General features: G+C 68.2%; 22 protein-coding genes. 9 read left to right on the top strand and 13 right to left on the bottom strand.

Features of this window, described 5'->3' with window-relative positions; genetic code table 11:
- Positions 1-83: 83 nt before the first annotated feature.
- Positions 84-503, top strand: a complete 420-nt coding sequence (locus tag P7A99_RS15465; RefSeq protein ID WP_277794696.1) for a MerR family transcriptional regulator — start codon at positions 84-86, stop codon at positions 501-503.
- A 132-nt stretch (positions 504-635) separates the two neighbouring features.
- Here P7A99_RS15465 and P7A99_RS15460 read toward each other — a convergent pair whose 3' ends face one another.
- On the bottom strand, positions 636-1814 hold the full coding sequence (locus P7A99_RS15460) for a vWA domain-containing protein (protein ID WP_277794695.1): 1179 nt from the start codon (positions 1812-1814) through the stop codon (positions 636-638).
- Between the two features lie 128 nt (positions 1815-1942).
- Here P7A99_RS15460 and P7A99_RS15455 point away from each other — a divergent pair, with 128 nt between their 5' ends.
- Positions 1943-3394 carry an MFS transporter gene (locus P7A99_RS15455; RefSeq protein WP_277794694.1) on the top strand — a complete coding sequence of 484 codons (1452 nt, stop codon included), beginning with the start codon at positions 1943-1945 and terminating at the stop codon, positions 3392-3394.
- Positions 3395-3535: 141 nt separating this feature from the next.
- Here the strand turns inward: P7A99_RS15455 and P7A99_RS15450 are convergent, their stop codons facing one another.
- The 6 genes from P7A99_RS15450 to P7A99_RS15425 form a co-directional block, all read right to left on the bottom strand.
- Positions 3536-4597, bottom strand: a complete 1062-nt coding sequence (locus tag P7A99_RS15450) for a Leu/Phe/Val dehydrogenase (RefSeq protein WP_277794693.1) — start codon at positions 4595-4597, stop codon at positions 3536-3538.
- A 143-nt stretch (positions 4598-4740) separates the two neighbouring features.
- Positions 4741-5775, bottom strand: coding sequence for an alpha/beta hydrolase (locus P7A99_RS15445; RefSeq protein ID WP_277794692.1), 1035 nt, complete (start codon positions 5773-5775; stop codon positions 4741-4743).
- Complete coding sequence (locus P7A99_RS15440; RefSeq protein ID WP_277794691.1) at positions 5772-6356, bottom strand: uracil-DNA glycosylase family protein; 585 nt, start codon at positions 6354-6356, stop codon at positions 5772-5774. The genes P7A99_RS15445 and P7A99_RS15440 overlap by 4 nt, the downstream gene beginning before the upstream one ends.
- Before the next feature lie 38 nt (positions 6357-6394).
- Positions 6395-7504, bottom strand: coding sequence for a hypothetical protein (locus tag P7A99_RS15435; protein ID WP_277794690.1), 1110 nt, complete (start codon positions 7502-7504; stop codon positions 6395-6397).
- Positions 7505-7564: 60 nt separating this feature from the next.
- Positions 7565-8221: a glutathione S-transferase family protein gene (locus tag P7A99_RS15430; protein WP_277794689.1), complete on the bottom strand. Its 657-nt coding sequence runs from the start codon at positions 8219-8221 to the stop codon at positions 7565-7567.
- A gap of 90 nt (positions 8222-8311) precedes the next feature.
- A complete protein-coding gene (locus tag P7A99_RS15425) occupies positions 8312-8614 on the bottom strand; it encodes a DUF3253 domain-containing protein (RefSeq protein ID WP_277794688.1) in 303 nt (100 codons plus the stop codon).
- 112 nt (positions 8615-8726) lie between these two features.
- On the opposite strand from P7A99_RS15425, the gene P7A99_RS15420 reads away from it, so the two are divergent.
- Positions 8727-9188 carry a PaaI family thioesterase gene (locus tag P7A99_RS15420; protein WP_277794687.1) on the top strand — a complete coding sequence of 154 codons (462 nt, stop codon included), beginning with the start codon at positions 8727-8729 and terminating at the stop codon, positions 9186-9188.
- Here P7A99_RS15420 and phaH read toward each other — a convergent pair.
- The 3 genes from phaH to rlmJ all read right to left on the bottom strand — a co-directional run bounded on the left by phaH (position 9185) and on the right by rlmJ (position 12068).
- Positions 9185-9874, bottom strand: coding sequence for a phasin PhaH (gene phaH / locus P7A99_RS15415; protein WP_277794686.1), 690 nt, complete (start codon positions 9872-9874; stop codon positions 9185-9187). The two genes, P7A99_RS15420 and phaH, sit on opposite strands and share 4 nt — an antisense overlap.
- 84 nt (positions 9875-9958) lie before the next feature.
- Complete coding sequence (chrA, locus tag P7A99_RS15410) at positions 9959-11239, bottom strand: chromate efflux transporter (protein WP_277794685.1); 1281 nt, start codon at positions 11237-11239, stop codon at positions 9959-9961.
- Positions 11240-11243: 4 nt separating this feature from the next.
- On the bottom strand, positions 11244-12068 hold the full coding sequence (rlmJ, locus tag P7A99_RS15405; protein ID WP_277794684.1) for a 23S rRNA (adenine(2030)-N(6))-methyltransferase RlmJ: 825 nt from the start codon (positions 12066-12068) through the stop codon (positions 11244-11246).
- Positions 12069-12138: 70 nt separating this feature from the next.
- Between rlmJ and P7A99_RS15400 the strand changes: the two genes are divergently transcribed.
- Both P7A99_RS15400 and P7A99_RS15395 read left to right on the top strand, forming a co-directional pair.
- Positions 12139-12369: a DUF2945 domain-containing protein gene (locus tag P7A99_RS15400; RefSeq protein WP_277794683.1), complete on the top strand. Its 231-nt coding sequence runs from the start codon at positions 12139-12141 to the stop codon at positions 12367-12369.
- A 5-nt stretch (positions 12370-12374) separates the two neighbouring features.
- Positions 12375-13385 (top strand): DNA topoisomerase IB, encoded by a 1011-nt coding sequence (locus P7A99_RS15395; protein ID WP_277794682.1) that lies wholly within the window; start codon positions 12375-12377, stop codon positions 13383-13385.
- A gap of 3 nt (positions 13386-13388) precedes the next feature.
- Here the strand turns inward: P7A99_RS15395 and P7A99_RS15390 are convergent, their stop codons facing one another.
- Positions 13389-14372: a helix-turn-helix transcriptional regulator gene (locus P7A99_RS15390; protein WP_277794681.1), complete on the bottom strand. Its 984-nt coding sequence runs from the start codon at positions 14370-14372 to the stop codon at positions 13389-13391.
- A gap of 74 nt (positions 14373-14446) precedes the next feature.
- Here P7A99_RS15390 and P7A99_RS15385 point away from each other — a divergent pair, with 74 nt between their 5' ends.
- The 3 genes from P7A99_RS15385 to P7A99_RS15375 all read left to right on the top strand — a co-directional run bounded on the left by P7A99_RS15385 (position 14447) and on the right by P7A99_RS15375 (position 17502).
- A complete protein-coding gene (locus tag P7A99_RS15385; protein ID WP_277794680.1) occupies positions 14447-14791 on the top strand; it encodes a hypothetical protein in 345 nt (114 codons plus the stop codon).
- A gap of 317 nt (positions 14792-15108) precedes the next feature.
- On the top strand, positions 15109-15930 hold the full coding sequence (locus tag P7A99_RS15380) for a flagellin (RefSeq protein WP_109100344.1): 822 nt from the start codon (positions 15109-15111) through the stop codon (positions 15928-15930).
- A 222-nt stretch (positions 15931-16152) separates the two neighbouring features.
- Complete coding sequence (locus P7A99_RS15375; RefSeq protein ID WP_277794679.1) at positions 16153-17502, top strand: phosphatidylinositol-specific phospholipase C domain-containing protein; 1350 nt, start codon at positions 16153-16155, stop codon at positions 17500-17502.
- Between the two features lie 21 nt (positions 17503-17523).
- Here P7A99_RS15375 and P7A99_RS15370 read toward each other — a convergent pair whose 3' ends face one another.
- A complete protein-coding gene (locus tag P7A99_RS15370) occupies positions 17524-18075 on the bottom strand; it encodes a GNAT family N-acetyltransferase (protein ID WP_277794678.1) in 552 nt (183 codons plus the stop codon).
- Positions 18076-18205: 130 nt separating this feature from the next.
- On the opposite strand from P7A99_RS15370, the gene P7A99_RS15365 reads away from it, so the two are divergent.
- A complete protein-coding gene (locus P7A99_RS15365) occupies positions 18206-18571 on the top strand; it encodes a c-type cytochrome (protein ID WP_277794677.1) in 366 nt (121 codons plus the stop codon).
- A 168-nt stretch (positions 18572-18739) separates the two neighbouring features.
- Here P7A99_RS15365 and P7A99_RS15360 read toward each other — a convergent pair whose 3' ends face one another.
- The gene (locus P7A99_RS15360) at positions 18740-19729 is read right to left on the bottom strand and encodes a hypothetical protein (protein WP_277794676.1); all 990 of its coding nucleotides are present in this window, start codon (positions 19727-19729) and stop codon (positions 18740-18742) included.
- Between the last annotated feature and the right edge of the window lie 59 nt (positions 19730-19788).

Here is a 19788-nt window from a genome sequence, read left to right as displayed (position 1 = left end):
TCCCCGGTCCACGGACAAAGGCAGCTCTCGCCCTCGCCGAACGCCGCCGCCGGGCCCAGACGACCATTCGCAAGGGAGTTCAGATGCAAGCCGTCCACACCGCCCCCTCGAAGGCCAGCGCCGCCGCGACCGCCCCGCGATTTTCGCTGCGGTCGTCGGAACTGCCGATCGGCGTCGTCGCCGAACAGCTGGGCCTGACCCTGCGGGCCATCCGCCACTACGAGGAGATGGGCCTGATCACCTGCGGGCGCGGCCCAAAGAACGTCCGCACCCTGGGGACCTCGGCCCGCGCGCGGCTGGCGGCGATCGCCGACCTCAAGGCGCTGGGTCTGCCGATCTCCGAGATCGTCGACCTGCTGGGCGAGGATGGGGCGTGCCCGGATCGCCTGAAGACCCGGCTGCGGGCGCAACTGGAGGCGCTGGACGCGCGACGGACGGCGATCGCGGGGTATCTTGTTTCCCTCTCCCAGAGGGAGGGGCCCGCGCAACGCGCGGGAGGGTGAGGGGTTACACCGCTCACCGTTTACCCAAGGCATTCATTCGAGGCGAGGTGATGGGACCGCCGACTTTGAAACCCCTCACCCTCCCATGCTTCGCATGGGCCCCTCCCTCTCCCTATGGGAGAGGTTCTTCTTCTACCCCCGCACCAGTTCCCGCATCGCCTTGTCCAGGCCGTCGATGGTCAGCGGGAACATGCGGTCGTTCATCAGCTGCTTCATGACCCCGATCGACTGGGTGTAATCCCAGTGGCGCTCGGGCGTGGGGTTGAGCCAGACGCAGCTCTGGTAGATGTCGGTGACCCGGCTCATCCAGATGGCGCCGGGCTCCTCGTTCCAGTGCTCGACGCTGCCGCCCGGATAGGTGATCTCGTAAGGACTCATCGTGGCGTCGCCGACGAAGATCACCTTGTAGTCGGCCGGGAACTTGTGGAGCACCTCCCAGGTGGCGACCTTCTCGGTGTGCCGGCGCTTGTTGTCCTTCCACACGCCTTCGTAGAGGCAGTTGTGGAAGTAGTAGAACTCCAGGTTCTTGAACTCGGTCTTGGCGGCGGAAAACAGCTCCTCGCAGAGCTTGATATGGCCGTCCATCGAGCCGCCGATGTCGAAGAAGATCAGCACCTTGATGGCGTTGCGGCGCTCGGGGCGCAGCTGGATGTCGAGATAGCCCTTCTCCGCCGTGCCGCGGATCGTGCCGGGCAGGTCGAGTTCCTCTGCGGCCCCGGTGCGGGCGAACTTGCGCAGGCGGCGCAGGGCGACCTTGATGTTGCGGGTGCCCAACTCGACCGAGTCATCGAGGTTCTTGTACTCGCGCTTGTCCCAGACCTTCACGGCCCGGCCGTGACGGCCCTTGTCCTGGCCTATGCGCACGCCTTCGGGGTTGTAGCCGTTGTTGCCGAACGGCGAGGTGCCGCCCGAGCCGATCCACTTGCTGCCGCCCTGGTGGCGCTCTTTCTGCTCGGCCAGGCGCTCGCGCAGGGTTTCCATCAGCTTTTCGAAGCCGCCCAGGGCCTCGATCTGGGCCTTCTCCTCGTCGGTGAGGAACTTCTCTGTCAGGGCCTTCAGCCACTCTTCCGGGATGTCGGCCGTGATCCCCTCGCCCACCGTCTCCAGCCCCTTGAAGACGTGGCCGAACACGCGGTCGAACTTGTCGAGGTTCTTCTCGTCCTTCACCAGGCTGGCGCGCGACAGGAAGTAAAAGTCGTCGATCGAGCGGTCGATGACGCCCTTGTCCAGCGCCTCCATGAGCAGGAGGTACTCGCGCAGGGACACCGGCACCTTGGCCTGGCGCAGCTCGGAGAAGAAGCGAAGGAACATTGCGGGGTTCTCGAACGTCTGTTTGGCAGGATGAAGCCTTCCGCCCTCCGACGCAACGGCGACCGCTCCCGCGCTCGTGAACGGCGCGCGGTTGAAGCCTGGCCAGGAGGGGCGTAACCCCCACCTCCGTGTCCGACCTCGCTTCAGATCCCCGCCAGCCGCCCCTCACCGAAACCGAGACGGGAGAGGCGCCGATCTCGCCCTGGACCACCCGCCTCGTCTCGCTGGCCGTCGCCAGCGCGCTCCTGATGGAGTTCATCGACTCCACGGCCCTGTCGACCGCACTGCCGCGCCTGGCCCAGGCGTTCTTGGCGGACCCGATCCACCTGAAGCTGGCGCTCACCTCCTACATCCTGGCGCTGGCCGTGTTCACCCCGGCCAGCGGCTGGGCGGCCCAGCGCTATGGCGCACGAAGGGTGTTCCTGATCGCCATGCTGGTGTTCCTGGCCGGCTCGGCGCTGTGCGGCCTGTCGCAGAACCTCGGACAACTGGTCGCCGCCCGCATCGTCCAGGGCATAGGCGGGGCGATGATGACGCCGGTGGCCCGGCTGATTGTCGTGGGCTCGACGCCCAAGGACAAGCTGATCAGCGCCATGGGCTGGTTCACCATGCCGGCCATGGTCGGGCCGCTGATCGGCCCGCCGATCGCCGGCTTCGTGCTGTCGGTCGCCGACTGGCCGTGGATCTTCTACCTGAACCTGCCGATCGGCGTGGTCGGCGCCATCGCCGTGCGCCGCTTCGTGCCCAAGGGCGCGCCAGACCCGGAAGCCGGGCGCTTCGACACCCTGGGCTTCGTGATGAGCGCGATCGCCCTGTCGGGCCTGATCGGCCTGGCCGAGACCGCGGGGCTGTCGCTGCTGCCGCCGCCGGTGCAGGCGCTGCTGCTGGCCGTGTCACTGGGCGCGGGCTGGCTGTACCTCAAGCACTGCCGGGCCCAGGCCAAGCCGATCCTCGACCTGACCCTGCTGCGCTATCCGACCTTCCGGGCGAGCCTGGTGGGCGGCACCTTCGTTCGCTTAGGCATTGGGGCCAGTCCGTTCCTGATGCCGCTGCTGCTGCAGGTGGCGCTGGGCTGGAGCCCGCTGAAGGCCAGCGGCGTGACCATCGCCACGGGCCTGGGCGTACTCGTCGCCCGCCCCTTCGCCGGCGCGCTGCTCAAGCGCTACGGCTTCCGCACCGCGCTGGCGGTCTTCGTGGTCGCCACGGCGCTGATGACCGCCGTGCCGGGCTTCTTCACGGCCGCGACCCCGATGTGGCTGATGATCGTGCTGCTGCTGGTCGGCGGCTTCGCGCGGTCGAGCCAGTTCATCGCCGCCAACACCATCGCCTATGCCGACGTGCCCCAGCCGCGCGTGGCGGCCGCCTCGACCCTGGCGGCGGTCAGCCAGCAGGTGGGCCTCGCTTTGGGCGTCAGCTTCGGCGGCCTGATGCTGCACCTGACGCGCGGCGCGGGCGACCACGCCCTGACGCCGGCAAGCTTTGTCTGGCCGTTCGTGGCGATCGGCGTGGTGACGCTGCTGGCTCTGCCGGTTTATCTGCGGCTGGACAAGGACGCGGGGGCGAGTTTGAGCGGTAGATAGAGAACCTCCCCCTTTGGGGGAGGCGGCCGAAGGCCGGTGGGGGGCCGTTTTCAGCTGCCGCGGCATTGGCCAATACGGCAACCGATCCCCCCACCGATCGCTTCGCGATCACCTACCCCACAGGGGGAGGTTCCATCAGGATCAGGAACGCGCCGCCGCGATGCGGGCGCGGGCGATCTCGTCGGCGACCAGGTTGGCCGGGCGCTTTTCGGCGAGCGACTGGTCGAGCACTTCGCCCAGGGTCAGGGCCAGGCGATCGAGCTTGGTCGCCACCCATTGCGGATCGAAGGCGCCGCCGGCTTCCAGGGCGCGGATCTCGGCGGCCACGTTGATGATGCCGCCGCCGTTGATGACGTAGTCGGGGGCGTAGAGGATGCCGCGATCGAACACGGTCTGGCCGATCATGGCGTCGGCCAGCTGGTTGTTGGCGCCGCCGGCGATGACCTTGACCTTCAGGCGCGGCAGGGTCGCGGCCGAGATCGCGCCGCCCAGGGCGCAGGGGGCGAAGACGTCGGCTTCCACGTCGAAGATGGCGTCGGTCGACACGATCTCGGCGCCGGTCTTTGCGGCCACTTCGTTCAGGGCCACCTGGTTGACGTCGGCGATGATCAGCTTGGCGCCGGCGGCGTGCAGCTTCTCGGCCAGATAGGCGCCGACATGGCCGACGCCCTGGATGGCGACCTTCACGCCCGTCAGGTCACGGCCCAGCGCACGCTCGACGCACAGGCGCACGCCGCGGAACACGCCCTCGGCGGTGACCGGCGAGGGATCGCCCGAGGCGGCCGCGTGGCCTTCCAGGCCGGCGACGTAACGGGTGGTCTTGCGGGTGCTTTCCAGGTCGGCCGGCGAGACGCCGACGTCTTCGGCCGTCCAGTACGAACCGCCCAGGCTGTCGACCGCGCGGCCGAAGGCCTCGAACAGTTCCGGCGTCTTTTGCTTGCGGCTATCACCGATGATCACGGCCTTGCCGCCGCCGAAGTCGAGATCGGCCATGGCGTTCTTGTACGACATGCCGCGCGACAGGCGCAGGGCGTCGGTCAGGGCCGCCTCGCTGCTGGCGTAGTCCCACATCCGGCAGCCGCCGGCGGCCGGGCCGCGCGCGGTGGAGTGGATGGCGATGATCGACTTGAGGCCCGTCTTTTCGTCGTAGAACGAGTGGACGCCTTCATGCCCTTCGAAATCGGGCAGATCGAACAAGGTCATTGCCGTGGGCCTCGCCTGAGCCTGGAAAACAGTGCGCCGGGGTGTACGCCGCCCCGAGCGCCGCCGCAAGGATCACTTCATCGGCTTTTTGTCACATAGACCGATGATCGTTCATACCGCACTGCAATATGCCGGACGTTCGACTAGCGTCCGGCCGGAACACCCTGAACTTTGACGACATTCGGCGCGGTCGGCGCACCCGGGATCGGCGGCGCGCCCGATGGTAGGTCGGCCTGCGGATCCTTCATGAACGCGGCCGCGTCGCGCCAGACGACTTCAGCCTGCTTGTCGACCAGCAGCAGATGGTAGCCGTTGGCGTAGAAGGCCGAACGATCGTCGGGCTTCAGGCGGCGGGCGGCCTGCTTCGTCGGCTCCTCGGGGATGATCTCGTCGCGCTCGCCGTAGAAGTAGGCGACCGGGACCCGCACCTTGCCGAGCGACGCCCAGGCCCGCTCCATCAGGCCGACCAGGCCATAAAGCGTGTCGGACCGCGCGCCCCAGATCATCAGCGGGTCGCGGCCCATGCGCCGCAGCTCTTCCATGTTGTCGGTCGGCAGCACCTTCTGCACCAGCCATTCGGGCGGCTTGACCACCCAGCTGCGGGCGGTGTGGGCGCTGATCCACAGGCTGGTCTTGTAGGGCAGAGGCTGGGCCGACCACCCCCAGACGGCGGGGGCGAACAGCAGAAGAGAGTCGGCGGCCGGAGGATTGTCGGTGGCCATGGCGGCGATGGCCAGGCCGCCGCCCATGCTGACGCCGGCCAGCGAGACCTTGGCGCCTGGGTGCGCCTCACGCGCCAGCGACACCAGGGTGCGGACATCCTCGATCATCAGGTCGGTCGAGGCCCAGACGCCCCGGCGCGGCGAGCGGCCAAAGCCTCGCAGGTCCAGCGCATAGGTGGCGATGCCCTGTCCCGCCCACCAGTCGGCTGCCAGGTGATAGGCGTTCGAATAGTCGTTCATGCCGTGCAGGCCGACCACCACGTGGGTGACCTGTCCGTCCTGCGGCAGCCAGCGCTTGAGGCCCAGCTTGGCGCCGTCGAAGGCGACCATCCAGTCATCCTGCAGCCGGGCGCCGCGCAGGCCGAGCGGCGCAATGGCGGGGCGCTGGGTGATGGGGGCGCAGGCGACGGCGAGGCCCGAAGCCCCGACGGTGAGAAGAAGGCTCCGGCGGTTCATGCTCCAAGAATGCCCGCGACACGGCGGCGAAGATAGGGCGTGACCTCGTCCTCGAACCATGGATTGCGCTTGAGCCAGGCGGTGTTACGCCACGAAGGGTGCGGCAGGGGCAAAACGCCTTGGGCGGCGTATTCGCTCCAGGCGGCCACGGTCTCGGTCATCGAGGGCTTCATGGCTGCGCCGAGCGCCCAGGCCTGGGCGTAGCCGCCGACCAGCAGGGTCAGCTCGACATTTGGCAGCAGGCCCAGCAGGTCCTTGCGCCACAGGGCGGCGCAGCGGGGCGGCGGCGGGTAGTCGCCGCCCTTGGGGTTGGTGCCCGGAAAGCAGAAGGCCATGGCCGCCACGCCGATCTCCGGGCGGTCGTAGAAGGTGTCGCGATCGACGCCCATCCACTGGCGCAGACGGTGGCCGGAGGGGTCGTTGAACGGCAGGCCGGTCTCGTGAACCAGCCGTCCCGGCGCCTGGCCGCAAATCAGCAGGCGCGTGCCCTCCCCCACCCGCACCACCGGACGCGGCTGCGGGATCTCGCCGGCGCAGGCCCGGCAGGCGCGGATCTCGGAAAGCAGGGCGTCGAGCGACATGGCCGGCAGTTAGGACGCCGCCGGCCGCGCGCCAAGGGTCAGGTCGCGGCGACCTCGACCAGCACCGAGACCGGAACGAACTCGGCGGTGTGCTGCACGGCCAGGCCCATGTCGACCCGCAGCTTGCCCTGCCCCATGTAGGGACCGTTGTTGCTCATGTCGCAGACGACATAGAACGACTCCGTCGCCTTCGAGCCGATCAGGCCGCCGGCCTTCCAGATGTCGCTCAGGAAAGCCGACACCTGCTGCTGCACGGTGACGAACAGCGCCGGCGACGGCGCTTCGGTCGCCGCCCAGGCGAGGCCTGCCTCGACGCTGTCCTCGATATGATCGACCAGTCGCCGCGCGGGCACGTAGCGGAAGGTGTCGCTGACCCACGAGAGGGTTCGCACGCCCCAGATGACGGCGTCGTGGCCCGGGAAGCTTCGAAGCGCATTGAGCCCGCGCGCCGACAGCGCCGCGTTGTCGCCGTCGGTCAGGAAGCGCTGCGGAACGCCGCTGACAAAATCGGCGCGGATGCCGGCGGGCGCGGTCCAGACGCCGTCCTTGCGGTCGGTCCTCGCCCAGATGCCGGCGACGGCGCCGCCCGACGGACGCGGGCCGCCCTCGTCGAGCAGGCGCGAGACATAGCAGGCCATGCGCGACTGCTGCGGTTCGGAGAAGTAGCCGAGCGCGTCGACCGTCATCTCGTCGATCTTGGCGGTGGCCCAGGCGGCCGGGGCCTCGAGGATCATCATCGCCTCGCGCTCGAGCACGAAGGCCGCGGCGGTCTCGCGGGCGAAGACCGGGACATCGCCTTCGATCTGGTCGGGCGACAGGTAGAGGATGTTGAACGGCGTGTTCTTCAGCGCGGCCAGGGCGCTGTCCAGGGCGCTCTGGGTGATGGCGTCCTCCGGCAGACGGACGATCACCGCGGCCTCGCCGCCGTTCGCGAAGAAGTCGGCCACGGCCAGGGTCAGGGGATAGGCCCGATCAACCGGGCCGTAGGCGGCTTCGAACGCCGCCTGACCATCGACGGGCGCGGCGACGCCCGCCGCCCCCTGGCCGGTCCGGCCGACGAAGGCCGTCACCGCCGTGGGCAGGCCCACGATCGGCCGGACCGGAGCGATCTCCTGGACGTACACGCCCGGGGTCTTAAGTTGCGACATCGAAGCTACTCCATACTCGACGTCGCAACCTCCGATAGCCGAGCCGGACTTGGCAAGGCTTCAGGCGGCCTCGGGCGGCGCAAAGGCCGCCAGCAGCGCTTCCTCGCCAGCGATGAGGGCGGCATAGGCCGGCCGGGCCAGGACGGCGTCGGTATAGGCCTTGGTGCGCGGCCAGCGCGACAGATCCAGCTTCAGGTGGCGCAGATTGACGAACGGGCTGGCCACGGCGATGTCGGCCAGGGTCAGGCGATCCTCGAGCAGGAAGCCGCCGGCGTCCGGCACGATGCGCTCCAGATAGTCGAGGGCCGGCGGCAGGTCCTCGGCCTCGGCCTTGGCGGCCACGGCCTCGTCGCCGGGCCGGCGCATGAAGCGCGGCGCGACGATGCGGTTGAAGAAGATCTTGCCGCCCGCCGCCACCAGGATGGTGTCGGCGTACTCTTCGAACCAGACGGCCCTGGCGCGGGCGCGCGGGTCGGCCGGGATCAGGTTCGGCTCCGGATGCAGGGCTTCCAGATAGGTGATGATCGCCGTGGAGTCCGAGATGCGGAAATCACCATCCTGGAAGCCCGGAATCTTCCGGAACGGACTGCACTCGGCGAACTCGGGGTCGAGGGTCCCAGGCGGCGACACTCGGTTCTCCAGCTTCAGGCCCTTCTCGGCTCCGAAGGCCAGGGTCTTGCGCACATAGGGCGATAGCGACGAACCGAAGACGATCATGAGCGAACCTCCCCTGATGTATTTGGGAGGCTCATAGTTCACCGATTGGGTTTCTTTTCAAGACCCACCTTTCGGCGGGCCTCGAAGCGATCAGTCCTCGGCGTCGTCTGCGCCGTCGTCCGCCACGTCCGGGAAGCTGGTCGGATCGCCTTCCATCGGCAGGCGCAGGCGATAGACGCCGCGGAACTTGTCGGGGTCGGCCGGCTTGTTGTGGCGGAGGATGACGATCTTGCCCTGCTTGGCCAGTTCGACGGCGTCGGTGCGGATGTGGCCCAGCAGGCGCTGCCAGCGCTCAGGCTGGAGGGCCTTGGCCACCGACATCGGGTCGATGGACTTGCCGGCCGGTACAGCGGCCAGCTGAGAAAGGATGGTGTCTTGGATCGGGGTGGTCATGGGAAAGCCATGCCACGGTTCGGGCCTCGACGTAAGCGGGCCGCTTGCCTCAACGCGCCGCGGGGGCTTAGCTGAGCCGCAATAACAACGAGAAAGTACGGGAGCGCAGGGCATGGACGGCGGCAACGAGATCGTCAGCGGGCCAAGGCTGATCGAGGACGGCGAGTGGGCCGGCTGGCGCACCTGGGCGGGGCTGGATCCGTTCGAGGACCAGACCGGGCCGTTCTATTTCAGAGAGCACGACGGCAAGGTGCGCTGCGCCTTTCGCGCCGAGCCGCGCCACATGAACGGCGGCGGCTTCATGCACGGCGGCTGCATGCTGACCTTCGCCGACTTCTCGCTGTTCGCCATCGCCTGGCGCGAGCTCGACAACGCCAAGGCCGTCACCGTCTCGCTGAACGGCGACTTCGTCGGCCCGGCCAAGGCCGGCGACCTGGTGGAGGCGACAGGCGAGGTGGTCCGCGCCGGCGGCTCGATGATCTTCGTGCGCGGCCTGCTGTCCACCGGCGGCCAGCCGATGCTGACCTTCTCCGGCGTGATCAAGAAGATCTGGACGATGGGCGGTCCGGCCTAGGCCCCATCCGCCAGCCGCTTGGCCTGGGCCACCCAGGCGTCGCGTTCGGCGCGGCCCTTGAGGCTCAGGAGCTTGTCGTAGCTGTCAAGCTCGTCGGCGCTCCAGGCGGCGATCTGACTGAAGCGAGTAACGCCCAGGTCGGCCAGCGAGGCGGCGAGCTTGGGCCCGATGCCGACCAGCAGGGTCAGGTCGTCGGCTACGGCCTTGGCGGTTTCGACCACCGGCGCGGCGGCTTTTTCGACCACCTCGACGGGCTCGGCCACGATCTCGGCGACAGGCTCGGGAACGCTCTCGACGACGGCTTCGACCACCTCGACCGAGGCTTCGACGACGGCCGGCGGAACCTCGGCGGCGGCCTCGACGACCTCGGCGGTCGCTGCGGCTACGGTCTCGACGACCGGCTCGACCTCGGCCACCACGGCCTCGACCGCCTTGACCGGCGTCTCGACCAGCGCCGGAGCGGGCTCGTCGATCACGCCGCGCGACACGGGCTCGGGCGCGATGGCGATCAGGGCCTCGAGGTTCACCGCCTCGCGCCAGCGGCTGGACCACCACCACCAGGCGGCACCCGCGGCGGCCGCGCCGCCGAACACCGCCCATAGGGGCGAGGCCGCACCGACGAGCAGGTTGGTCGAAGGAGTCTGGGAATTTTCGGAAGACGAGGTCGGGAAGGACGAGGAAACCATGGCCGTTCACTCCGTCGATCGAGATTGTGCGGCGCAGCATAGCATGGAACGCCGTTTCGCAAGCGCAAAAATGCTACCCTTGCGTCAGCCTCCCAGCAGCATCGAGCAGGCCGCGCCAGCAAGCGTCATCACCGCCACCAGGACCAGGATCGGCAGCCGCATGGCGAAGGTCAGGGCGCAGGCCAGCGCCACCAGGCCCAGGGCGGCCGGATCAAGACTGGCGGGGTCGGGCAGCGTCGCCCTGAACGGTCCCCACGCCGCCTCGTTCCCCGTCCGAAACAGCAAGTGAACGGCGAACCACAGGGCCAGGCTGGCGATTACACCGACCACCGCCGCCCCCACCCAGGACAGGGCAGCGACCGCTCGGGCATGACCGCGCAGGCGCTCGACGAACGGCCCTCCGGCGAAGATCCACAAGAACGACGGCGCGAAAGTCGCCCAGGCCGCCATCAGCCCGCCCAGCACCGCCATCGGCCAGGCCAGCGCCGGATCGGCGTCGCGCCAAGCGGCCACGAAGCCGACGAAGACGAACACCAGCACCAGCGGCCCCGGGGTGGTTTCGGCCAGGCCCAGGCCGTCCAGCATCTGGCCCGGCGTCAGCCAGCCGAGCTCGCTTGACACCTGACCCACATAGGCCAGGGCCGCATAGGCGCCGCCAAAGCTGACCACCGCCAGGCCGCTGAACGCAGCCCCGATCTGGGCCAGGGCCGAGCCCGGCGCGAGCAGAAAGGCCAGGGCCACGGGGCCCAGCCAGGCCGCCAGGCAGACCAGCGCCGCCCTCCGCGCGCCCTTCAGCGGCGGAGTTTCGACAAAGGCCGCGATCGGCCCGTTCCGCCCGCCCCACAGCCAGCCGCCCAGGCCGGCGACCAGGATCACCAGCGGAAACGGCGCGATGGTGAAGGTCAGGGCCAGGAAGGCGAGGATCGCCGCCACCGCGCCGGCCCGCCCCCGCGCCGCGCGTCCCGCCATGCGCAGCAGGGCCTGCAGCACCAGGGCCACCACGGCCGCCTTCAGCCCCAGCAGCACCGGCGCGGCCCAGCGCGCCTGCCCGTGAACGACATACAGCGCCGACAGGCCCAGCATGGCCAAGAGGCCCGGCAACACGAACAGCAGGCCTGCGGCCAGGCCGCCACGCACGCCGTGCAGCCGCCATCCCAGCCAGGTGGCCAACTGCTGGGCCTCGGGGCCGGGCAACAGCATGCAGAAGCTCAAGGCATGGGCGAAGCGGTCCTCGTCGACCCAGCCGCGCCTTTCGACCACCTCGCGGTGCAACAGGGCGATCTGCCCGGCCGGCCCGCCGAAACCCAGGCAGCCGACCTTCAGCCAGACGGCGCAGGCCTGCCTGAGGCTGGGCGCGCCGCTCATGTTGTCAGGCGCGCCAGACGCGGGCGGCCGCGCCGGGCTCGCCCAGGCGCTCGGCCAGGAAGGTGGTGATCTCGCTGACCTTCGGCTCGATCGCCGCCGGGGCGCCGACCAGCACCATGGCGCTGCCGTTCATCTTCATCGGATCCCGCAGGGGCCTCAGGCGAAGCTCGGCGATTAGCGCGTCGTCGGTGACGTTTTCTAGCGCGCGCACGAAGGCGTCGAAGGTCTCCAGGTCCTTCAGCGGGGTCCAGATGGCCAGGACGGCGGCGGGATCGACCTTGCGCACGGCCCGCACCGTGGCCACGCACTGGGCGTAGTCGTCGGGCCGCTCGAACGGCGGATCGATCAGCACGAAGGTGCGACCGCCACGCCCGGCGCGCGCCTCGGCCGTGGCGTAGCCATCGGCCTTAAGGCCTTGGGCGAAGGCATAGGGGCCCAGCACCTTGCGCAATTGGTCGAAGTCGTCGTCGCGCAACTCGCAGGCGGTGTAGCGGTCGCTGCGCCGCAGGGCGCGGGCGATCAGCAGCGGCGAGCCTGGATAGAGCGGCGCATCGGCCGCGCCGACGTTCAGCTCTTCCACCGCCTTCAGCAGCGGGGCAAACGGCGCGGGCGCATCGCCCTCGGCCAGCAGCCGGCCGATACCGGCGGCCGCTTCCTTGGATTTCTGGGCCATGTCGCCGCGCAGGTCGTAGGCCCCGGCGCCGGCATGGGTGTCGATCACCGCCAGCGGCGCCTCGTCGACGGTCAGGGCCTCGAGCAGGGCCAGCAGGATCGCGTGCTTCTGCAGGTCGGCGAAGTTGCCGGCGTGAAAGGCGTGGCGGTAGTTCATTGCGGCGTGACGCTCCCGGAACAGAGGCTCCGTCTATCACGTTGGCCGGAATTAGGTTGGGAGCGAACGCATGGCCCGGCATTTTTCCGAGCGCGCGACAGTGACCTGGCGCTGGGGCGCCCACGAGGCTCGGGGCAAGGTGCTCCAACGCTTCGACCGCAGGGTCACCCGCACCATCAAGGGCGAGAAGATCACCCGCAACGGCAGCCCCGAAGAGCCGGCCTACCTGGTCGGCCAGGCGGATGGCGGCCGGGTTCTGAAATCGGAATCCGAACTCTCAGCCCATGACCCGAGCCGGTGAGCGCCATGGCCCGCGACACCACCGAGACCCCCGCCGCCGAGAAGACGCTGCTGGCCTATGTCAATGATCAGGAGCAGGGCCTCGCCCGCCTGGGCAGGCCCGGCGCGTTCTCCTACGCCGACGCCGACGGCCGCCGGGTGAAGGACGAGGCGACGCTGGAACGTATCCGCCTTTTGGCCATCCCGCCGGCCTGGACCAGCGTCTGGATCTGCCCCGACCCCAACGGTCACATCCAGGCGGTCGGCCGCGACCAGAAGGGCCGCAAGCAGTATCGCTATCACCCCGACTGGCGGGCCGATCGCGACGCGCGCAAGTACGAGCGCATGGCCGCCTTCGGACGCGCCCTGCCCCGGCTGCGCAAGCGGGTAGAGGCCGATCTTTCGCGCCGCGGCCTGCCGCGCGAAAAGGTCTTGGCCGCCGTGGTGCGCCTCCTGGAGCTGACCCTGATCCGGGTCGGCAACGACGAATACGCCAGGGCCAACAAGAGCTTCGGCCTGACCACCATGCAGAAGCGCCACCTGAAGCTGGCCGGCGGCGGCGCGGTGTTCGAGTTCAAGGGCAAGAGCGGCAAGGTCCACCGCACCGGGTTTCGCGACCGACGGCTGTCCCGCATCATCGGCGCCTGCCAGGAGCTGCGAGGCCAGCGCCTGTTCCAGTATCTCGACGAGGACGGCCAGCGTCGCTCGATCGAGAGCCACGACGTCAACGACTACATCCGCGCCGCGGCCGGCGAGGACTTCTCGGCCAAGGACTTCCGCACCTGGTACGGCTCGCTGGCGGCCCTGGAGGCGCTGAGCCTGCAACCCGCCCCGGCGACGAAGACCGAGGCCAAGAAGGCCCTGAATCTCTGCATCAAGGCGGTCGCGGGCCTCCTGGGCAACACCCCTGCCGTCTGCCGGGCGGCCTACATCCACCCCCGCGTCCTCGAAGCCTTCGAGGCCAGCGCCCTGCCCCGACGCCGGGCCAGTTCGGCTAGGGCGCAAGAATTGGCGCTGCTGAGGCTGGTGACGAGCTGAGGCCTATCCCCGGCGATGCGCCGCCAACGCCTTCTCCAGCTCTTCGACCATCCTGTGCTTCAGGCTCTCTGGCGAGACGATCTCGACCGCGTCGCCCCAGGTGAACAGGTGCCAGGCCAACTCCAGCATGCCGCTGGCCCGGAAGGTCACGGTCACCACGCCGTCCGCCCCTTGCGTCACGGTCTGGTTGGAGTGGAAACGCCAGCGCAGGGCGTCCTCGGCGCGCTCGGGCTTGATGCGCAGGACCACGTCCTCGATCTCGCCGTGATAGATGCCGAAGCTTTCGTCGGCGAAGGCCTGCAACGAAAAGTCCGCCGGCGGCGAGGCCGGCTTGTCCAGCGCCACCACCTCGCTCATCCGGTCCAGGCGGAAGGTGCGCGGCCGCGGGCTCTGCCCCTCCAGCGAGACCAGATAGTTGCTGCGGCCGAACAGAATGCCCAGCGGCGTGACCGTGCGGGTCCGCCCAGGCTGACTTCCGCCCTCATAGCGGAACGACAGCGCCGTCAGCCCCTTAACCGCCGAGCGGATCTCGGCCAGCACGCCCTGGTCCTCGAACGGGCGAGGGCCGGCGTGAACGGCGATGGTCTCGGCCTGGACCAGCGCCTCGACGTCTGGGGCCACGCGCCGGCGGGCCGAGCCCTTCAGGGCCGACAATAGTTTTCCCTCCAGGGCGTACAGCGCCGCGGCCCGCGCTTCGGCGCCGGCGGCGGCGTTGGAGTCGGCCGCCGTGCGCAACGCCGCCAGTTCCTCGGCGGTCGGGGTCTGGAACAGGCTGTCGAGCCCTGACGGAATGCGAAAGCGCCGGGTCGGCGGATCCTCGATCGACTCCATCTGCGGGAAGGCCGCCCATACCGCATCGCGCATACGCTCGGCGGTCCGCCGCCCCACCTCCATCGCCTGGGCCATCTCGTCGAGGGTCAAGCCCTCGGAGGAACTGGCCAGCCGACGGGCCAGGTCGAGCAGCTTCGTAGCCTTCTCATGTCTCATTCCGGATCATTACGACCGTTTTTGACGCAACGCACGTGGAAAAGAGATCATCGCAATCGTTCGGAGAAACCGACATGAGCCGCCTCGCCTGCCAGTCCTGGCACGTCCGCCCGGTCAGCGCCGCGATGATCTCGGCCGTGCTGGCCTTCGCCGACATCCACCGCGACATGGGCGGCGGCCGCACCCTGATGCGACTGAGCCCCGAACGGGCGGCCAAGGCCGACGTGATCCTGCTGCTGGGCGGCGACGCCGAGCGAGCGACCGATGTCGGTCTCGTCTGGAACGACCGCGAGGACCAGCTGGTGCGGGTGATCGACGACGCGGCCCTGCGTGAAACCCGACTGGCCGCATGGGAAGAGGCCTTCGACATGTTCGACGCCGACGAACCCGAGGCCGAGCCCACCCGCCTCTGCGCGTGACTTTATCGGCGCTCCGCGTCGAGGACAGTTTGAATCATCGATCATGAAGGCCGGGTCGTACGCCCGGCTTTCGTCGTTCAGGACAATGCTTCCAGAGACTAGACGGCGCGCCCAAGAGTCTCAAAGCCTCGCCCGGCCCGAGCATTCGATTCAGTCGCGGGACTGCGTCAATTTCAGTTAACGAACCACTACAGTAAACGCTGCGGTAACCGCGACATTTTCACTCAATGTCAAGAAGATTACGAAACATTGCAGTGGGGCAAAAAGCCCTCCGGCCGTCAAAATGACGCCGGACACCTCAAGAAGGAGTCTTCGTAATGGCGCTGAACAGCATCAACACGAACTCGGGGGCGATGATCGCCCTGCAGAACCTGAACTCGACCAACAGCGAGCTGCAGATCTCGCAACAGCGGATCAATACCGGCAAGAAGATCGGCTCCGCCAAGGACAACGGCGCCATCTGGGCCACCGCCAAGAACCAATCGGCCACCTCGTCCTCGATCAACGCCGTGAAGGACTCGCTGCAGCGCGGTCAGTCCACGATCGACGTCGCGCTGGCGGCCGGCGACACGGTGACCGACCTGCTCGGCAAGATGAAGGAAAAGGCCCTGGCCGCTTCCGACACCTCGCTGAACACCGCGTCGTTCAACGCGCTGAAGGCTGACTTCAACTCGCTGCGCGACCAGATCACCAAGGCCGTCTCGAACGCCAAGTTCAACGGCGCCAGCATCATCGACGGCAAGACCGCCAAGCTGACCTACCTGGCCAACTCTGACGGCTCGGGCATCACCGTCAACTCCAAGACCCTGTCGCTGGCCGGCATCGGTCTGTCGACCACGACCACCTTCACGACCGCCGCCGCGGCCAAGACGATGATCACCACCATCGACACGGCCCTGCAAACGGCGACCAACAAGCTGGCCTCGCTGGGCACCAGCTCGACCGGTCTGGACACCCACCTGAACTTCGTCGGCAAGCTGCAAGACAGCCTCGACGCCGGTGTGGGCAACCTGGTCGACGCCGACCTGGCCAAGGAAAGCGCCAAGCTCCAAGCCCTGCAAACCAAGCAGCAGCTGGGCATCCAGGCGCTCTCGATCGCCAACCAGTCGTCGAGCTCGATCCTGAGCCTGTTCCGCTAAGCGGACCTGCGACCAAGACTACCGGGGCGAGCCGCTATGGCTCGCCCCACTCTTCGCGCCGGGGCGCGACTGGGCTTGAGCAAGGCTCGCCCAAACTTTTTCCATAAATTGTATTTCGTGACGCTTCTTGCATAGCGAGCAGCCGCACCGATGCCCGAAAACCGACGGCGGATCGACGCCTCTGACCACGTCCCTGTGGTCGTCGGCATAGTGGAGCTGCCCATGAGCATCGACTGCACCCTGCAGATCATCAACATGACCGATCAGCCGGTCGAGATCACGACCACGCTCATTCACGCCGGGGACTGGGCCTCACCGGGAGAGCGCAATCCCCTGGTGTTCAGCGGCGGCCAGATTCCCCCCTACGGAAGGACGGCCGCCAGCCCCCAGACGCTCGCCCAAGGCCACAACTCCGCCGAGTTCCGCCTGAGCTTCTCCACGCCGTTCGGCGAAGTCGGCACGCTGGCCGACGCACGCCCCGTCACCGCGCCCGATCTGGCGAAGAACATGGGCTGCCGGAAGGGCTACCTGCCCACGTTCGGTGACGCCGCGCCCCATTTCCAGGTGCTGGAAGCCCAGCACCCCGCCTCTTCGGACGGGAACGACGGCAAGCTGACCATCGTCCTGATCCCGAAGATCGATCCCAGGACCTGGATGTCGAAGCTTTCCGACGACCTCTATCTGCGCGACCTCACCCTCCCTGGCTCCCACGACGCAGGCACCGCCGCCTACATCCTCGGCCTCAGCCGCTGCCAGGACCTGTCGATCGCCGAACAGCTCGACAAGGGCGCCCGCTACTTCGACATCCGCCTGGATTCCACCTACCCGCTCGAAATCGTCCACGGCGGATCGAACACCGGGAAGTACTTCGAAAAGGACTGCCTCGCGCCGATGGCCGAGTTCCTCAAGCACCGGGGAACCAAGGAAACGATCGTGATGTGCATCAACTCCGACGCCGAGAACTACTTCCAGGACAGCGTCATCAGTCTGGTGCGCCGCGCGCTGAACAACACCTTCGGCGGCGACAACTGGCTGGACCATTTCGAGATCGACACCCACCAGAAACCCCTGAAGGATCTGCGGCAGAAGATCGTCTTCATGCGCCGCTATCCCTTCGACACGGCCAGCACCAAGTATCTCCACTGCCGCGGCATCGAGATGATCGAGTTCAAGAACCAGACCGGCTCGGACACCTTCAAATGGCCCGACGACAGCGACAGCTTCACCGAAGCCGGCGGATACCTGTTCAACTCGGCGGGCGAACCCTATGCGATCCAGGATCGATACGGCCTCAATTCGTTCCTGGTCCCTGACAAGGTCGCCCTGATCGAGAAGTACCTGGCCGGTTGGCAAAAGGGCGCGTGGTTCCTGAACTTCCTCAGCGGCTCGAACGCGGTGGATTTCCCGCGCGGCGTCGCCGAGGGCTTCTACATGATCAACGCCCACATCTTCGACTACATCATCGAGAACGGGGTCACCCCCTACGGGACCCTGCCCATGGACTTCATGACCCAACCCGAAGGCCTGCTCGACCTGATGATCGCCAGCAACCAGAAGCTCTTCGTGAAATGAGCCGGCGGCCGGCTCCGGCGCCTAGCGCGCCGGGGCCGGTCCCAAGGCCTTGCCCATCCGCGCCAGCGGCACGTCGTAGCCCTTGGAGGTCGGCGCGGTGAACGGCTCGATCAGGTGATAGCCGCAAGCCTCGTACAGCGGCACGCCGCCCATGGTCGCGGCCATTTCGGCGCGGGTGAAGCCCTCGCCGGCCGCCGCCTGCTCGCAGGCGGCCAGGATCATCCGGCCGACGCCTTTGCGCACATGGTCGGGGTGGGTATACATCGCCCGCACCCGGGCGGCGTCGCGCGCCGGATCCAGCATGGCCGCGTCGCGCCCCGCCGAATGATCGCCGCCGAACAAGGTGGCGCGCCGACTCCAGCCCCCGCAGCCGGCGATCTCTCCCTCATCCTCCACGACGAAATAGGTGCCGTCGGCGATCAGCTGGCTGTCCAAGCCCATGACCTCGAACGAAGCCGCCACACCCTCCGGCGGCAGGAACGGCGTCAACAGCTCGGCGATCGCCGCGTTCATCAGCGCGGTCAGGGCGGGAATGTCTTCCGGCTTGGCCAGGCGCAGGATCAGGTCGGTCATCCGTCGGACATAGCCCCCCTGGAACACGGCGCAAGGTCCAGCGCCTATCTCCGGACAGCCCGCCTCGGCTACCCTGCGCCGGACGGAGCCGACGCCGTCGAGTCGACGACACCCTCCCCGGGGAGACCTGATGTACCGCAACACGCTTTTCACCGCCCTGGCCCTGACCGCGGCCGCCCTTCCGGCCGCCTCGGCCCTGGCCGCTCCGCCCCCTGGCCGGACGCTCTACGCTGACAACTGCGCCGCCTGCCACCAGGCGAGCGGCAAGGGCGTCAAGGGCGCCTACCCCGCCCTGGCGGGCACGCCGCTGATCCAGGGCGACGCCAAGCCCCTGCTCTCCATCGTGCTGAACGGCAAGAACGAGATGCCGGGCTTCAGGGACGACATGACCGACGCCGATCTCGCGGGCCTTTTGACCTATGTTCGCTCCTCTTGGGGCAATACGGGCAAGGCCGTCACCCCGGCCGAGGTCGCTACGGCGCGCCGTCGGAAGTAGCCGACGCCACGCTGACCAACTATTTTCGCCGAAAAATTCATGACAACGTTGTCACGCGCGATCGAAGCCGCTATATAGGTCCTGCCCTTCCTGGGCGTTTCCTCCCAATTCACTGGGCCGCCTTCTTCTCCTGGAGGGCGGCTTTTCTTTTGCCCGCAGGCTCCGGCGTCACGGCAGACCCAGCAGGGGTTTCAGCGCCGCGGTCGCGATCGGCGCCGCAACCTTCTCGGCCACGCCGAGCGCCCACTTTCCCGCGCTCTTCAAGGCCTTCAGCGCGCCGCTTTCGTCGCCCGCCTTGGCGGCCGCCTGGGCCGCCGCCACGGCGCCGATGGCCACGTCTTCCTCCGCCGCCCCGGTCGCCTGCGCCTTCATCGCCGCGCGCAGCGTGTCCAGTTCCGCGGCAAGGGCGGCCAGATCGATGGGCGCGCCCTGCTGGAGGCTGACGTCGCCCGTCGTCGCGCCCGCCCCTATCAGCACGGAGTTATCGCCGGTGGTGTAGGTATGCTGCTGCCTCTGATCGACCATCAGCGAGATCTCCTTGACCACGAGGGACGGCGGCCGTCCGTCCCTCAGCATCTCCATCAGGCCGGCCTGGCCGCTGAGGCCGAGTATGCGATTGGTGAAGGCGCTGAGATCGGCCAGGTCGCGCCTGACCTGGGCGCCCGCCTCCGAGGCGATCTCCCGCAGCGATTCCAGGTCGGCGGGACCGCGAGCGTGATCCAGCGCCTGCGACAACCGCCAGAGTTCCTCGCGGATCATCCGGATGATGCCGCCCTCCCGATCCTCGATCAGGTCGAACAGCGCCCGCCACTGACCGCCCGCGTCCTGGCCCACCAGGCCCAGCAGATCCGAAAGGTGAGCGTCGCGCAGCGTTCTTAGCCGACTGCATATCTCTTCGGCGTCGCGATAATGGCTGGTCTCCAGAATCCGCTCGGCGCGCCGCTGGAAGTCCCTGATCTCACCGGTCTGAAAGGCGTCATCGCCCACGTACTTGACGTCGATCAGCAGGGCCAGGACATCGCGATAGGCCTGGTCGACGACGTGGGCGACCTTGGACAGGAAGGCCAGCACCCGGGACGAGACCACGGGCGGCTGGCGCTGCGCGACCTCGAGCGCGACGCCTTCGAGATCGTCGACGATCCCCGAAAGTCCGGTCATGCCCTTCTCCCGATCCCGCTTCACGAAACCACCGGGATCGGCGCAAATCAACCTGGACG

It is taken from the genome of Caulobacter endophyticus (assembly GCF_029543245.1).
GTDB classification, from domain to species: domain Bacteria; phylum Pseudomonadota; class Alphaproteobacteria; order Caulobacterales; family Caulobacteraceae; genus Caulobacter; species Caulobacter endophyticus_A.
The sequence above is the reverse complement of the archived record's forward strand: the minus strand, read 5'-3'. Positions and strand labels throughout refer to the sequence as shown.

Excerpts from the sequence above, each read along its gene's own strand:
- P7A99_RS15465 (WP_277794696.1), top strand. The coding sequence starts at position 84 with ATGCAAGCCGTCCACACCGCCCCCTCGAAGGCCAGCGCCGCCGCGACC.
- P7A99_RS15460 (WP_277794695.1), bottom strand. The coding sequence starts at position 1,814 with ATGTTCCTTCGCTTCTTCTCCGAGCTGCGCCAGGCCAAGGTGCCGGTG.
- P7A99_RS15450 (WP_277794693.1), bottom strand. The coding sequence starts at position 4,597 with ATGACCTTGTTCGATCTGCCCGATTTCGAAGGGCATGAAGGCGTCCAC.
- P7A99_RS15445 (WP_277794692.1), bottom strand. The coding sequence starts at position 5,775 with ATGAACCGCCGGAGCCTTCTTCTCACCGTCGGGGCTTCGGGCCTCGCC.
- P7A99_RS15440 (WP_277794691.1), bottom strand. The coding sequence starts at position 6,356 with ATGTCGCTCGACGCCCTGCTTTCCGAGATCCGCGCCTGCCGGGCCTGC.
- P7A99_RS15435 (WP_277794690.1), bottom strand. The coding sequence starts at position 7,504 with ATGTCGCAACTTAAGACCCCGGGCGTGTACGTCCAGGAGATCGCTCCG.
- P7A99_RS15430 (WP_277794689.1), bottom strand. The coding sequence starts at position 8,221 with ATGATCGTCTTCGGTTCGTCGCTATCGCCCTATGTGCGCAAGACCCTG.
- P7A99_RS15425 (WP_277794688.1), bottom strand. The coding sequence starts at position 8,614 with ATGACCACCCCGATCCAAGACACCATCCTTTCTCAGCTGGCCGCTGTA.
- P7A99_RS15420 (WP_277794687.1), top strand. The coding sequence starts at position 8,727 with ATGGACGGCGGCAACGAGATCGTCAGCGGGCCAAGGCTGATCGAGGAC.
- phaH (WP_277794686.1), bottom strand. The coding sequence starts at position 9,874 with ATGGTTTCCTCGTCCTTCCCGACCTCGTCTTCCGAAAATTCCCAGACT.
- chrA (WP_277794685.1), bottom strand. The coding sequence starts at position 11,239 with ATGAGCGGCGCGCCCAGCCTCAGGCAGGCCTGCGCCGTCTGGCTGAAG.
- rlmJ (WP_277794684.1), bottom strand. The coding sequence starts at position 12,068 with ATGAACTACCGCCACGCCTTTCACGCCGGCAACTTCGCCGACCTGCAG.
- P7A99_RS15400 (WP_277794683.1), top strand. The coding sequence starts at position 12,139 with ATGGCCCGGCATTTTTCCGAGCGCGCGACAGTGACCTGGCGCTGGGGC.
- P7A99_RS15395 (WP_277794682.1), top strand. The coding sequence starts at position 12,375 with ATGGCCCGCGACACCACCGAGACCCCCGCCGCCGAGAAGACGCTGCTG.
- P7A99_RS15390 (WP_277794681.1), bottom strand. The coding sequence starts at position 14,372 with ATGAGACATGAGAAGGCTACGAAGCTGCTCGACCTGGCCCGTCGGCTG.
- P7A99_RS15385 (WP_277794680.1), top strand. The coding sequence starts at position 14,447 with ATGAGCCGCCTCGCCTGCCAGTCCTGGCACGTCCGCCCGGTCAGCGCC.
- P7A99_RS15380 (WP_109100344.1), top strand. The coding sequence starts at position 15,109 with ATGGCGCTGAACAGCATCAACACGAACTCGGGGGCGATGATCGCCCTG.
- P7A99_RS15375 (WP_277794679.1), top strand. The coding sequence starts at position 16,153 with ATGAGCATCGACTGCACCCTGCAGATCATCAACATGACCGATCAGCCG.
- P7A99_RS15370 (WP_277794678.1), bottom strand. The coding sequence starts at position 18,075 with ATGACCGACCTGATCCTGCGCCTGGCCAAGCCGGAAGACATTCCCGCC.
- P7A99_RS15365 (WP_277794677.1), top strand. The coding sequence starts at position 18,206 with ATGTACCGCAACACGCTTTTCACCGCCCTGGCCCTGACCGCGGCCGCC.
- P7A99_RS15360 (WP_277794676.1), bottom strand. The coding sequence starts at position 19,729 with ATGACCGGACTTTCGGGGATCGTCGACGATCTCGAAGGCGTCGCGCTC.